The sequence below is a fragment of the Kribbella sp. NPDC023972 genome (genome assembly GCF_040639075.1).
GTDB lineage: Bacteria > Actinomycetota > Actinomycetes > Propionibacteriales > Kribbellaceae > Kribbella.
The window spans coordinates 47413-59989 of record NZ_JBEZZH010000009.1; the positions used below are offsets into that span (position 1 = coordinate 47413).

A 12577-nucleotide genomic window follows, 5' to 3' on the forward strand; every position below is an offset into this window, starting at 1 on the left:
CCGTCGACCGGGGACGCTGAATGCTCATGCGTACTGCAGGTTCGCCACACTGATCCTGCCGTCGCGAACCGTGAAGTCGTAGTGCGCCCGCCACCCATCCGACCCAGCCGGCGCCCAGTGCACGAGCAACTTCTGTCCATCGGCCCGCCGCTCGACGACCTCCAGTACTCGCAGGGAGCCGCCGATGACTTCGTTACGAGCCCACGTGCGGATCGCGTCGTGGCCGGCGATCGTCCGCGACACGTCGACAATCCGACCGTCGGCATGGAACGCATTCACCAGCCCGTCGAGATCCCGCCGCCCGACAGCATCCACGTAGGCATGCGCAGCCGGCACCACCTCCATCCCTGGCGTCGGCGAGGGTGCCGCAGGCGAAGTTGTCGACCGCGCGATTGGTGGACCGCTGACAGTCGGATTGTTGACCATCGGATCGCTGCCGCCAGCACCGCAAGCAGTCAACGACAGCATGGCCGACAATCCGACGAGCCCCTTCACCCCGAGAGCATTCACCGTGCGTCCTGCAGCAGCGTCGCACCGACGGGTTCGATCCGCGCGAGTACGGTGTCGATCCGCGCCAGCGTGTCCGGGTGCAGATTGATCTCGGCCGCCGCGAGGTTCTCCACGATGTGCGCCGGCGTACGGCTCCCCGGAATCGGCACCACCGCCGCATCCTGATGCAACAACCACGCCAACGCGAGTTGGCTCCGCGTGATCCCAAGATCCGCGGCCACCGCCTGCAGAGCGGCGTACGACGCGTTGTTCGCCTTCAAACTCTCCGAGTCGAACCGCGGCGCATTGTTCCTGAAGTCGTCCGCACCCAACTGCTGCACGGTGCCAGTCAGGAACCCGGCCCCAAGCGGACTCCACGGTACGACGCCGACGCCAAGCTCCCGCGCCACCTCGAGCAGTTCGGGATCCACCGGCCGCCACATCGACCACTCGGTCTGTACGGCGGCAATCGGATGAACGGCGTACGCCCGCCGCAACTCATCCGGCGTCACGTTGGACACCCCGAGATACCGAACTTTGCCGTCAGCAACGAGTTCACCCATCGCACCGACCGAATCCTCGATCGGCACCTGCGGGTCGGGAAAGTGCAGGTAGTACAGATCGATCACGTCGGTGCCAAGATTGCGGAGACTGTCCTCGGCGTACGTCGTGATGTACTTCGGCTCGGCGTTCACCTGCAACTCCTCGAACGCGAAGCCGACCTTCAACGGATGAGCCTCAGCGCCCTCCGGGACCGCCAGCCCGAACTTGGTCGCCAGCGTGACCTCCTCACGCCGCCCGCGAATCGCTCGTCCGACCAACCGCTCGTTGTGGCCGTCGGCGCCGTACGCGTCACTGGTATCGATGAACGTCCCGCCGGCCCCGATCGCCGCCTGGATCGCCGCGATACCACGGTCGTCGTCGATCTCGCCGTACATGCCGGGGGAGAGCACCATCGCGCCGAACCCGATCGCCGGTACGTCGAGGTCGGCGAGACTCCGGGTGGGAAGTGTGTTTGTCATGGCATCAGCTTTGGCCCCGTCTGACCACGGCGTCCAAGACCTGTTGGTATAACCGTTGGCTATGGATGCGCACTTGCGGGAACTCCGGTACTTCGTCGCCACCGCGGAGGAGCTGACCGTCACGGCCGCGGCCGCCCGCCTGTTCGTCTCCCAGCCCGCGCTGTCCAAGCAGCTGCGAGCTCTCGAACGCCGCCTCGGCTTCGACCTCTTCGTGCGCCTACCTCGCGGCCTGGCCCTCACGGACCAGGGGAGCGCTCTGCTCCCCGTCGTACGCACGATGCTCGAGACCTGGGACAGCGGCTACACCGAAGCACGCTCGCTGAATCATCCGAACCAGCTGATTGTCGGCATGCAGACCGCCGTCGGCCGCGACCTCCAACGCCCAGCCGTCCAACGCTTCCGCGACCGCGCCCCCGGCTGGACGGTCTCGCTCCGCCTGGTCGGCTGGGACGACCCCACCGCCGGCCTGGCCGACGCCACCAGCGACGTCGCCTTCGTCTGGCTCCCCATCCCGCTCGACGGCATCGCCACCCGAGTCCTGGTCCGCGAACCCCGCTGGATAGCCCTGCCGTCAGGACATGGGCTTGCCGACCGCGCCGAAATCCCCCTCAGATTGCTGCTCGACGAACCATTTGTCGCTCTCCCCGCCGCAGCCGGCCCGCTCCGCGACTTCTGGCTAGCTCTCGACGCACGCACCACACCGCCGTTGATCGCCGCCGAAGCCACAGCCGCCGACGAGGTCCTGGAACTGGTCAGCGCCGGCGTCGGCGTGGCTTTGATTGCCGAGGGCAACACCCGCCTCTACGAACGCCCCGGCCTGACCTTCCGTCCGGTGGTAGGCCTTCCCCCGGCCGAATTGGCCCTAGCATGGCGCCAATCCGACCCTCGCGAAGCAGTACACCTCTTCGTCGACTCGGTTGGGTGAGCTGACTGCTACAGCCGCGGCACCTGGACGTACCGGGCCATTGTCACTGGCTATGCAGCTCCTGGTCGATACGGTAAGACGGTGCAGTAAGCGAGCTACCTGCGCACGACCTGCTAGATCCTCGCGGCGAGTCGACCCACGGCCCAGACCAGCGCTCGACGGCCTGCGCTATCTCATCAGGCGATTGCCGGCCATGTCGCCGGCGACATCTGTCGCGGCGCGCTCCCTGGGGCGGCCTACCAACGCTCGGCAAGCGTCGGTAGGCCGCGGTCTCAGCTGGTTTCCGAGGCTGTCCCGGGCGTGAACTACCAGGCGTAGTCCTCGGGGGCCGTCTTGTACCCCGGGAAGATCTCGTCGAGTCGCGTGAGCGCCTTCTCGTCGAGCTTGATGTCCACCGCGCGTACGGCGGACTCCAGCTGCTCCATCGTCCGCGGCCCGACAATCGGCCCGGTCACGCCCGGCTGGTGCAGGAGCCAAGCCAACGCCAGCTCTCCTGGCTGATGCCCGAGCTCATCCGCAAACGCCTCGTACTGCTCGATCTGCGGCCGCAACTTCTCCAGTGTCTCCTTGGCGCGACCCTCCAAGCGCCGTACGCCCTCGTTCTCCTTCCGGATCACGCCACCGAGCAAGCCGCCCTGCAGCGGCGACCACGGGATCACACCGAGCCCGTAGTGCTGCGCCGCCGGCAGTACTTCGCGCTCCAGGTCACGCACAATCAGGTTGTAGAGCGACTGCTCGCTCACCAGCCCGGTGAAGTTCCGCTTCTCCGCCGCGGCCTGAGCCTGCGCAATGTGCCACCCGGCGAAGTTGCTCGAACCGGCGTACAGAATCTTCCCCTGCTGTACGGCGACCTCGATCGCCTGCCAGATCTCCTCCCAAGGAGTGGCCCGGTCGATGTGGTGGAACTGGTACAGATCCACATAATCCGTCTGCAACCGCTTCAACGACGCATCCAGCGCCCGCCGGATATTCAGCGCCGACAACCTACTCGTGTTGGGCCAATCCGCACCCATGTCGCCGTACACCTTGGTAGCGAGCACCGTCTTCTCACGGTTCTGAGGATCCTTCGCGAACCACTCGCCGATGATCTCCTCAGTCCGGCCAGGGTAGATCGCCCGCCCGTACCCATTCGCGGTATCGAAGAAGTTGATGCCCTTGTCATGCGCCGCGTCCATGATCGCGTGCGCGTCCTCGACCTCCGTGTGAGGCCCGAAGTTCATCGTCCCCAACACGATCCGACTGACGTTCAGTCCCGTACGCCCAAGATATGTGAATTCCATACCCTCCAACCTCCCCCGCCGCTGCTGACATGTCCAACAGGGGAATCCGCTCAGTTCGATCACTCATCTTTCTGAGTCGAGTACGACGCACCGCGTTCGCGGCTGGAGTGGTTGCTGAGCCCATAGGCTCGTTGTCATGGCGGCCACCATGTTCGATGTCGGCACTTACAAGCTTGCGGCGGAGGTCTCGGGGAAGGGGTCACCAGCAGTCGTCTTCAGCTCTGGCAGCGGCGACGCGGGTGAGGCATGGGACGCAGTCATATCGGCTCTGCGCTCTTCAACAACTTTGGTGACCTACGCCCGCGCCGGAATCGGCGAAAGCGAGAGGCCAGCCGATTCAACGCCCCGCTCGGTCGGCGAAGCTGCGGAGGAGCTGCACCGGCTACTTGTGGCGACCGAGGTTGCGGGACCCTTTGTTCTGGTCGGCCACTCGCTCGGAGCTCTCGTCGCGCTGACCTTCGCCGCGCAGCGACCGCAGCATCTCGCCGGCCTGGTCCTGGTCGACGCAACCGACGTCCACCTGAACCTCGACATCGAGAAACCCCGTACGGTCGCCGCCGATGGCGATAGGGCCGACCACCTGTCGTTCGACGTACTTGCCAGCGCAGAAGAAGTCGCACGCAGCAGACGTCCTCTCGACGTACCGAGCGTTGTCATCGCCAGCCGGGTCGAGCGCTGGCTCGACCTGGACGACCTCGAGCCCTGGCGCCCCTTCACCCCGGCGGAACTCGACAAACGCTGGCAAAACCACCACCGAGCCCTCGCAGCAAACCTAGGCGCCGTACACAAGATCGCGCGTTTCGGCGGCCACTACGTGCAAAAGGACGACCCAACCATCGTCGCCGAAGCGATCGACGACCTCATAGACTCGGCTCGCGGCCGTCTTGCTGGCCGCTAACTGACCGGTGCCTCACTCAACGGCTATTGGTGGACGCTTTACAGCCGAGGTCGACCACACGCTCCCATGCACGTTCAAACACGTCGGTACGACTCGCCGCCTCCGGTTCGGCGCTCACGTCGTGCTTATGAGCGCCCATCGCCACTGTGCAAGACATCCTCGGACTCGTAGGGCCGGTGCGAGCACGTGTACGTCGGCGCTGATGACCCGACCTCCCACCGCTACCGCCCAGAGCAGACGCTCGATCCTGCCGTAAGAGGCGGGCGGAAAGGGTAATCGCTCGGGAAGGCGCAGACGGCGAGCACTATTCCTCCGTCCGCTGCGATGCGGCGGAAGCCGAGATAGGGAACAAGCGGTTCAGGAAGCAGGATCGAGCCGTCTTCCTGCTGGTACTGCTCGATCAGCGCCGCCAAGGTTCTGCCTATGGGCAGACCAGAGCCGTTCAGAGTGGCGACCAACTTCGGCTTGCCGTCGGTGCCGCGGGTGCGGATGTTGGCGCGCCGAGCCTGGAATGTGCCGAAGTTGGACACCGAGGAAATCTCTCGGTAGGTGTTCTGGCTCGGGAGCCAGACCTCGATGTCATAGGTGAGCTGCGCCGAGAATCCAGTGTCGCCAGCGGCCAGCATGACGACCCGATAGGCGAGCCCGAGTTCCCTCATGCGGGCCTCGGCGTGACCGAGCATCTTCTCCAGTTCGGCATCGGCCTGCTCGGGATCGACGATCCGCACGATCTCGACCTTCATGAACTGGTGCTGGCGAATCAGACCGCGGGTGTCGCGATCATACGAGCCGGCCTCGGACCGGAAGCACGGCGTGTGCGCAGTGAGCGCGATGGGCAGGTCGGCTGCCGGGATGATCTCGCGGCGAACAGGTTCGTCAACGGAACTTCCGCTGTCGGAATCAGGAACAGATCGCGGTCCGCTACACCGGTCTTGAACAGGTCAGCCTCGAATTTTGGCAATTGCCCCGTCCCGGTCATCGTCTTGCGATTCGCGAGATACGGAACGGAGTATTCGACGTAGCCGTGGCGACGGGTGTGCAGATCAAGGAAGAGCGCCGCCAGCGCACGCTTCACCGCTGCACCTGTGCCGCGAGTGACCGCGAACCGACGCCCGGAAAGCTTGGTGGCGCGAGTGAAGTCGAGAATTCCGGTCGCCTCACCGAGATCCACATGATCCTTCGGTGCGAACGCAAATGCAGGCTGCGCTCCTACGCGCCGGACTTCGGTAGCGAACTCGTCCGAATCACCGTCAGGCGTCCGATCGTCCGGCAAGTTCGGAATGCTAAACAGGAGATCGGTGAGCTCCGACTGCATCTTCTCTTGTTCGGCCTCAAGCTCGCGAATCTGCTCCTTGAGCTTGCGCGCGGTGTCTTTCAGCGCCGAGATGTCATCACCCTGCCGCGCTGCCCGTTGGACCTCGCTCGCAACACGCTTTGACTCCGCTCTCAGCTCGTCGATCGAATGGATACTCCGGTTCCGTCGCGACTGCAGATGCTCCAATACCGACAGATCCAGGGTGTATGCCCCGTCGCGCCAACCGACTTACCGCTTCGGGCCCCATCTCGATGAGAGCATGAGCATCATGCAAAGCGAGAGTCCTTCGTTTCCAACAGTGGACATGTGCCGTCGAAGGTAGCAGCCAGGCGACGACGATCGCTGTCGGATATCACTTGTCAGCCTCTGCCAGCGCTATCCGGTCGATAAGACTCGCTACCAGGTTAGTCAATTCCCCGTCGGGCACGGCCCAAGGGCTCGACATTCGGCGCCTCAGGGAGGAAGAGCGGCAGCGTCTCGCGTTGGGGGCCGACTCCCCAGGTCAACACCGAAACCATCAATCCGTGGCCAGCGATCACACGATCGCCGGGGTAGTCGGTCACGGCGCGCAGCGCCGCGAGCATCCGCAAGATCGCCTCCCGCTGGCTCTCGCCAGCGCCCTCGGGTCGCAGGGGTTGCCGGGCGGTGCTGTTCCCGCCGTCACGGTCCACCCGCCGGTTGTGCCATCGGTGTGCTGCCTGCGGCTGATTGGAGCCGATGACCGGGCGCGACAGCGGCTCGGGGACCAGGGGCTTCACGCCCGTGACCGATCGATCTGCAAGAATCTGTGGCGTGGTCTTCATGTTGCCGGACGGCTGGTACTCCGACACGATCGCGGAGCTCATTGACACCAAGCTGCCTGGCCTGATCGGCGAATTGACCGACGAGACAGCCTGGAAGTATGTCTATGCTTGCACGCTCTGGACCGAGGAAATCAAGGGTATTCACTACCTGCATCTGAACGATCGGCTCTCAACGGTGGCGGGGAAGGCCGCGGCTGTTCGCGGCTTGGAGTGGATACAGGAGAACTTCCTGGCTGATAGATCAGATCCTCGTGAGCATCTTGACCAGGTTGGTAAAGCGTACGAAACGGCCCGCAGGCATCAGTCGCCGACCGCGTCGTGGCAGCGCAACAACGTGACTGGGCGAACGTTCGAAGTTGTACTCCAGGAACTGGTCTTTCGGTTGTGCGGTGTGGAGCCGATGCGAGAGCCAAGATTACGCACCTTGCAGGGCTTCGAGCTCACTCCTCCGGGCTATCACTCACAACCTGATCTTGCCCTCTTTGGCCCGAATGACTTCCGGCTTATCATCAGTACCAAGTGGAGCCTGAGGAAAGAGCGTATCGGTACCTATCTGCATGAGTCGTGGTTTTACAAACAACGCCGCTCGGATCTGCAGACGGTCTTTGTTGTCTCGGACTTCAACTCAAACATCGTTTCGTGGCTGGTTGGGGATCCCTTAGTCGACCGCGTTTACCATGTGTCGTTGCCCATGCTTCTCGCAGTTCATTATCCGTTCGAGGGTCGCGTCCAGGTGCCTGTCGCCGATCTGATCAAGCCTACGGCGACGCGTGACCGGTACGAGAGGTGGCTAATGATGAGCAGGCGGGTGCACGATTTATCGCAGTTGTTCAAAGATATTCGCGCACTCAATACCGACTAGATACCGGCCGATGCGTGAGTAGTGACTTCCGGCGCTGCGATTCGATGCGCCATTCAGGGTACGTGGATCCATGAGGCCGCGCGTCTCAGGCGCATGCTGTGTCATGTCCATGACGGACTGTTAAGGCATAGGTCCCGGCACGACACCGCCATGGTGTGCTGGCAGGTGCCGTCTTGCTTGGAAAGCATCGAGGTGCTGCCGGCGGGTGTCCAAGATGGGATGCCGGGCAGGCGCTAGGCTCTGCTTGATCTATCCCCAGGGAGAGCGGAAACCGTCGGTATGAGTCGCGCCAGGACGAGGCAGGGCAGTGGTCGGCTCAAGTGCGCACCTGCTCCTCTGGAGCCTTGGTCATCCAGCAGGCCGGATTTGACTCGCGGATGCCTGATTTCTACACTCGAACAAACGTTCGACTCTCTGGAGGCCTGGTGAACCAGCTGCGAGTTGTGGAAATCTGCGCAGGCGCTGGCGGCCAGGCTCTCGGCCTTGAACGGGCAGGCTTCGAGCACGCGCTGGCAGTCGAGCTTGATGCCATGGCTGTGCAAACCCTCCGGGATAATCGGCCAGATTGGGACGTGCGCCAAGGTGACGTCGCGGACCCAGCAGTGTGGGATCCCGATGAGTTCTCGGGTATTGACTTGCTGGCTGGCGGTGTGCCTTGTCCTCCCTTCTCGATCGCAGGCAAGCAGCTTGGTGCGAATGATGAGAGAGACCTGTTCGCGTGGGCCGTCGAACTCTGTGGGCAGATGCATCCCAGAGCCCTCATGCTCGAGAACGTGAGAGGTCTGTCTGCGCCAAGGTTCTCGGCCTACAGGCAACACGTCCTTGATCGTCTCAATGAGCTGGGCTACGTCGCTGACTGGCGTCTGCTACAGGCATCTGACTTCAACGTCCCGCAACTGCGCCCCCGGTTCGTACTCGTCGCGCTGAGCAAAGATGATGCGCCTTACTTCAGCTGGCCAGAAACAACGCCTGTGCAGCGGACTGTTGGCGAAGAGCTTCGCGACATGATGGGTTCTAACGGCTGGGAGCATGCCGAGCATTGGTCGAAGCGCGCTCACAAGATCGCACCGACGATCGTGGGAGGCTCGAAGAAGCACGGAGGCGCTGACCTCGGCCCGACCCGCGCGAAGCGCGCTTGGGCTGAGCTGGGTGTCGATGCGCTCGGTGTCGCTGACGCCCCTCCACCCGCTGGTACGCCGGAAGGCTTCAATCCGAAGCTGACAGTCGAGATGGTTGCCAGGCTGCAAGGGTGGCAGGACGACTGGGGTTGGCGCTTCGCTGGACGAAAGACCTCCAGATACCGCCAAGTTGGGAACGCGTTCCCGCCTCCGGTTGCCGAGGCTATTGGCCGACGGATTGTCGCCGCGTTGCAGCACATCGGGGAGCCGCGCCTTCAGAGCGAGACGGTGACTCACGACGAGGTGTACCGCGTTCTACGGGTCGCCGATAAGCCCCTGACGATCGATCAGATCTTCAGCATGATTGACGGCGCTCTCACCCGTGAGGAGATTGACCTCCGGCTCAAGCACTTGATGCGCGACTTCGATATGAACATCAAGCCGTCCAGGTCAAATGAACTAAGCTTCAAGCTCGGCGGCTTTCGCGCCTTTATCGGCCAGGACGATCACATCCGGCACGAGTATCTCGCCCAAATGCGTTCCAAGGTCAGCTAGGCGACTCGAGATTCGAGCGCCTTTTTGACAAGACGGATCGCCGTCTCGAGTGGCTCATGCTCCCAGATGCGAACGACAGCCCAGCCATCGTGGGTGAGTGCAGCATCCGCCAGGCGGTCCCGTTCGACGTTCCTAGCGAGCTTGGGGGACCAGTAGCCGGAGTTCACTGACGGCTGGCGGCCGTGCTCTGGGCAGCAGTGCCAGAAGCATCCGTCAACGAAGACGGCGATCTTTCGCGCGGTGAAGACGATGTCGGGCCGCACCCGCCGCGTCGACGTGCGGACTACCAAGTCTTTGCGGAATCGGAAACCTTCCCGATGCAGGGCTGACCGCAGCTGTACCTCTGGTTTCGTATTGGTCCGCCGAATGGCCTGCATGTTCCGCGACCGGCCCGCGCTTGTCGGCGTAACGATGCCAGCGGGGACCGAGCCCTGCACGGCGGGCCGTCCGCTCGATTCTCCGCTCGTCCGACGATTCGCCATCTCGCTGCTATGTCCCAGATTCGGCCGGAGTCGTCGCGAGTTCGGCCAGCGTGGCACTCTTTGGCCTCCGCACATCTGGCAGCTTGGGCGCCGGGAGCGAGACGACCTCGTCCTCGCGAGCGAGCCGCCAATGCCGGCCCTCGAGCTCGACGCTCCAGGGGGTCTCGGGCTCAGTGGGCACAACTTTGAAGCTTACGACCTCGCCGGGCTCCGGCACTACGACACCAAGCCGCCGGGCAACCGATCGATGGGCTTCGTAGTCGCCGCCAGGAATGAGATAGCCCTCTTCCCTGAGAATAGTCCGGGCGCCGTTGCCGTTGTCCCTTAGCCTCGCCATGTAGTCGTCCTGCTGGGCAAGCGTGGCGATCGTATTCCTCCCGATCCGCTTCTCTGTGACTTGCCTCAGTAGCTCGGTCACTCGACGTTGGCCGGACCGGGCAGCCAGGACCTTCGCTAGCGTCGCCGGGGCAAGTCCGAGGAGCACATTCGGCGGCAAGTCAGCCCCGTACTGCAGCCACACGATCTGCTCCCGGCCCTTGGCGCTGAGCTGCGTCTTGCCATCCCGGTTCGTGCTGAGCCTGCGGTTCGTTTCGGACGCTCTGACGATGCCGAGGCTCCACGTCCCACGCTGGTCGTCCGCCCACGCCACCAGCAGCAGCTGGCCGAAGCATTCCGGCGGCAGCATCCACCCGCCGAAGCTCTGCGAGAACTTGCAGTCCACGTCGTGGCCGCTGATCAAGTAGTCAAGCGGCCGTCCCTCGGCAGTGTCATCAATGACATCGTCGAACTCACGCCGCAGATTGATCTCAAGCAGCGTTCCATAGTGAGTCTTCTCAGTCTTGAACAGCTGATCCCACCGAAACCGCCCGGTGTGCTGTCCGTCGTACAGCTGGTCGTAGGTTGCCCGGAATACGGCTGCAGCTCGTTTCCCGTCCGGGTCAGCGATCTGGAAGGCTTGCACCACCTCGTCGCGTGCCGGATCTGGATCCGGCTCGTCGAACGGCATCCCAGGCAAGACAGCGTCACTCACGCCACCGGACGATAGCTGGTCCGCGCTCATCGATGTCCAGTGCCCCCGCGGTGTCGAACAATCTTGAAACGGCCGCGACACCTCCCGGCCTGCCTGTCTACAGCCCAGGCGCTTCGATAGTTCATCGATCAGCCGTTCCTGCTCCGACGAGCTGAGCCGGCGTGCGCGAAGCGGGGGCGGCGGCGCGGCGGCTCGCCAGGGAGTTGGCGGTCGCGATCGGACAGCCGGTGACAGTCGGTGCAGCGGGGCCAGTGTCCGGACCGGAGAGGGTTCCCGCCGCGCATGCTGAGGCTAAAAGGTGATTGGAGGCGCTGACGGCGCTCGGGCGGTGCGGTGAGCAGTCGCGAGCTCGGCTTCATGGGGGTTCCTGATCGGTGAAGCGCGGGGCGTCGAGTGGTTCCTCAACGCCGTACTCGGTCCGGTCCTGGAGTACGACGAACGCCGCGGCACCGGGCTGATCCAGACCCTGGAGACGTACTTCGCCAATGGCGGCAACCTGACCCGCGCCAAGGACGATCTCCACGTACACGTCAACACCGTTGCCCAGCGCTCGGTCGCGTACCGCAACTCCTCGGCAGCGACTGGCAAGAGGCCGAACGCGCGCTGGAGATCCGGTTCGCTCTACGGCTGCAGCGACTCGTCCGGTGCATCGAGTGCTGTCAGTCGTTGTTCGGCTCGGTGCAGCCAGGGGATGATTCCGGCCGCGCGGTTGCGGTCGGCCGCCTGTGAATACGCATGCCGGGCCGCCTGCACGTCGCCGAGTGCCTCGAGGCCGCGGCCGATGAAGTAAGCGATGGAGCCGATGCAGTCCGTTGAGCCGTACATGGCGAACTCGTGGCCCCACGGTGCGATCCGCGCGAGCGCCGTCGGTAGCTCGTCGGTACGCCGGGGCCGGGGCAAGCGTGTCGACACGCAGGTAGTCGCCGACCATCGAGGCGTAGTCCCAAGCGCCATCGGGCACCGGTGGGCCGAGAATGGCCCCGTCGCCAGCGCGCCCGGACTGGGCGAGCGCATGGGCGATGAAGGCCCGGTACGCCGGGTTGGCATGAGAACGCGCTATTGCGACATGAGTGTCGTCGACGGGGGTGCCCGGACCGCCGAGGCGCAGCTCCGCCACGGGCGCCATCTCGGGGATACCCACGACGGAGCTACGCCGGTGCCGTTCGAGCGCCTCCTCGCCGAGCCGGCGCGCGGCCTCGTCGCCGACAGAGAGCGCGCGGTGGAACCGCCACCAGGCGATCGGTACGTCCGCGCCGGGGTGCCGCAGCCGGCGGGCCAACTCAATGCATCGGGTCATCTGCCGGTCGGCTTGGCTCGCGTCGCCCCGCTGCAGGTATGCGGCGGCCGCACCGAAGCGGGTATAGAGCTCTTGCTCGTGCGACAGCGGCAGCGTGAGCACCTCGTCGGCGAGCGCCAGGCGTTCCTCCGCGGCGCCGGGTGTGCCCCACAGTGCCAGCGTTCGAAGGCCTACAACGTCGGCGAGCAGATCGGGATCGCCGACCGCTCGGGCTGCCTGCACCGCGCGCCGCCCGACCGCGTCGGCCTCGTCTGACCGCCACTCGTACGTGAGCTCCATCGCCAGGCTGGCCAGGACCCGGGCATGCAACGGGCCGGAACGCAGTGTCGTCAGGCAGTCTTCAACCGCACCGGACACGCTCACGGTCTGGGCCCACTTGCTGCGGTTCCCGCCGTTGCCTGAGATTCCAGAGCCACTGGGGCGTTCGTCTCCATCGACGTCACCCACCTCAGTACCGCCGAGGAGGCGCTGGCCCTGCTCGAGCCTTTCCTCACACTCCCG

The 12577-nt window shown here is 64.4% G+C and carries 15 protein-coding genes; 6 read left to right on the forward strand and 9 right to left on the reverse strand.

Going from position 1 to position 12577, the window contains the following annotated elements:
* Positions 1-24: 24 nt before the first annotated feature.
* On the reverse strand, positions 25-336 hold the full coding sequence (locus AB0F43_RS29750; RefSeq protein WP_360484067.1) for a nuclear transport factor 2 family protein: 312 nt from the start codon (positions 334-336) through the stop codon (positions 25-27).
* A gap of 170 nt (positions 337-506) precedes the next feature.
* Positions 507-1511, reverse strand: coding sequence for an aldo/keto reductase (locus tag AB0F43_RS29755; protein ID WP_360484070.1), 1005 nt, complete (start codon positions 1509-1511; stop codon positions 507-509).
* A gap of 61 nt (positions 1512-1572) precedes the next feature.
* Here AB0F43_RS29755 and AB0F43_RS29760 point away from each other — a divergent pair, with 61 nt between their 5' ends.
* Positions 1573-2436, forward strand: coding sequence for a LysR substrate-binding domain-containing protein (locus AB0F43_RS29760; protein ID WP_360484073.1), 864 nt, complete (start codon positions 1573-1575; stop codon positions 2434-2436).
* A 305-nt stretch (positions 2437-2741) separates the two neighbouring features.
* Here the strand turns inward: AB0F43_RS29760 and AB0F43_RS29765 are convergent, their stop codons facing one another.
* Positions 2742-3716: an aldo/keto reductase gene (locus AB0F43_RS29765; protein WP_360484076.1), complete on the reverse strand. Its 975-nt coding sequence runs from the start codon at positions 3714-3716 to the stop codon at positions 2742-2744.
* 136 nt (positions 3717-3852) lie between these two features.
* Here AB0F43_RS29765 and AB0F43_RS29770 point away from each other — a divergent pair, with 136 nt between their 5' ends.
* Positions 3853-4614 carry an alpha/beta fold hydrolase gene (locus AB0F43_RS29770; RefSeq protein ID WP_360484079.1) on the forward strand — a complete coding sequence of 254 codons (762 nt, stop codon included), beginning with the start codon at positions 3853-3855 and terminating at the stop codon, positions 4612-4614.
* A gap of 221 nt (positions 4615-4835) precedes the next feature.
* On the opposite strand, the gene AB0F43_RS29775 is transcribed toward AB0F43_RS29770, so the two are convergent.
* The 3 genes from AB0F43_RS29775 to AB0F43_RS29785 all read right to left on the reverse strand — a co-directional run bounded on the left by AB0F43_RS29775 (position 4836) and on the right by AB0F43_RS29785 (position 6759).
* Entirely contained in the window at positions 4836-5471 is a 636-nt protein-coding gene (locus AB0F43_RS29775; RefSeq protein WP_360484709.1) for an aminoacyl--tRNA ligase-related protein, read from the reverse strand.
* Entirely contained in the window at positions 5375-6115 is a 741-nt protein-coding gene (locus tag AB0F43_RS29780; protein ID WP_360484082.1) for a hypothetical protein, read from the reverse strand. The genes AB0F43_RS29775 and AB0F43_RS29780 overlap by 97 nt, the downstream gene beginning before the upstream one ends.
* Before the next feature lie 218 nt (positions 6116-6333).
* Positions 6334-6759 carry a hypothetical protein gene (locus tag AB0F43_RS29785; protein WP_360484085.1) on the reverse strand — a complete coding sequence of 142 codons (426 nt, stop codon included), beginning with the start codon at positions 6757-6759 and terminating at the stop codon, positions 6334-6336.
* Between AB0F43_RS29785 and AB0F43_RS29790 the strand changes: the two genes are divergently transcribed.
* Positions 6722-7594 (forward strand): hypothetical protein, encoded by an 873-nt coding sequence (locus AB0F43_RS29790; RefSeq protein WP_360484087.1) that lies wholly within the window; start codon positions 6722-6724, stop codon positions 7592-7594. The genes AB0F43_RS29785 and AB0F43_RS29790 overlap by 38 nt on opposite strands.
* A 425-nt stretch (positions 7595-8019) precedes the next feature.
* Positions 8020-9267, forward strand: coding sequence for a DNA (cytosine-5-)-methyltransferase (gene dcm / locus AB0F43_RS29795; RefSeq protein ID WP_360484090.1), 1248 nt, complete (start codon positions 8020-8022; stop codon positions 9265-9267).
* On the opposite strand, the gene AB0F43_RS29800 is transcribed toward dcm, so the two are convergent.
* The 3 genes from AB0F43_RS29800 to AB0F43_RS29810 all read right to left on the reverse strand — a co-directional run bounded on the left by AB0F43_RS29800 (position 9264) and on the right by AB0F43_RS29810 (position 11308).
* On the reverse strand, positions 9264-9824 hold the full coding sequence (locus tag AB0F43_RS29800) for a very short patch repair endonuclease (protein ID WP_360484093.1): 561 nt from the start codon (positions 9822-9824) through the stop codon (positions 9264-9266). The genes dcm and AB0F43_RS29800 overlap by 4 nt on opposite strands.
* Positions 9757-10779, reverse strand: a complete 1023-nt coding sequence (locus tag AB0F43_RS29805; protein ID WP_360484096.1) for a NaeI family type II restriction endonuclease — start codon at positions 10777-10779, stop codon at positions 9757-9759. Before AB0F43_RS29805 ends, AB0F43_RS29800 begins: the two co-directional genes overlap by 68 nt.
* Before the next feature lie 355 nt (positions 10780-11134).
* The gene (locus tag AB0F43_RS29810; RefSeq protein ID WP_360484098.1) at positions 11135-11308 is read right to left on the reverse strand and encodes a hypothetical protein; all 174 of its coding nucleotides are present in this window, start codon (positions 11306-11308) and stop codon (positions 11135-11137) included.
* Here AB0F43_RS29810 and AB0F43_RS29815 point away from each other — a divergent pair.
* Positions 11276-11569: a hypothetical protein gene (locus AB0F43_RS29815; protein ID WP_360484712.1), complete on the forward strand. Its 294-nt coding sequence runs from the start codon at positions 11276-11278 to the stop codon at positions 11567-11569. The two genes, AB0F43_RS29810 and AB0F43_RS29815, sit on opposite strands and share 33 nt — an antisense overlap.
* Before the next feature lie 276 nt (positions 11570-11845).
* Positions 11846-12331, forward strand: coding sequence for a hypothetical protein (locus tag AB0F43_RS29820; protein ID WP_360484101.1), 486 nt, complete (start codon positions 11846-11848; stop codon positions 12329-12331).
* Positions 12332-12577 lie beyond the last annotated feature (246 nt).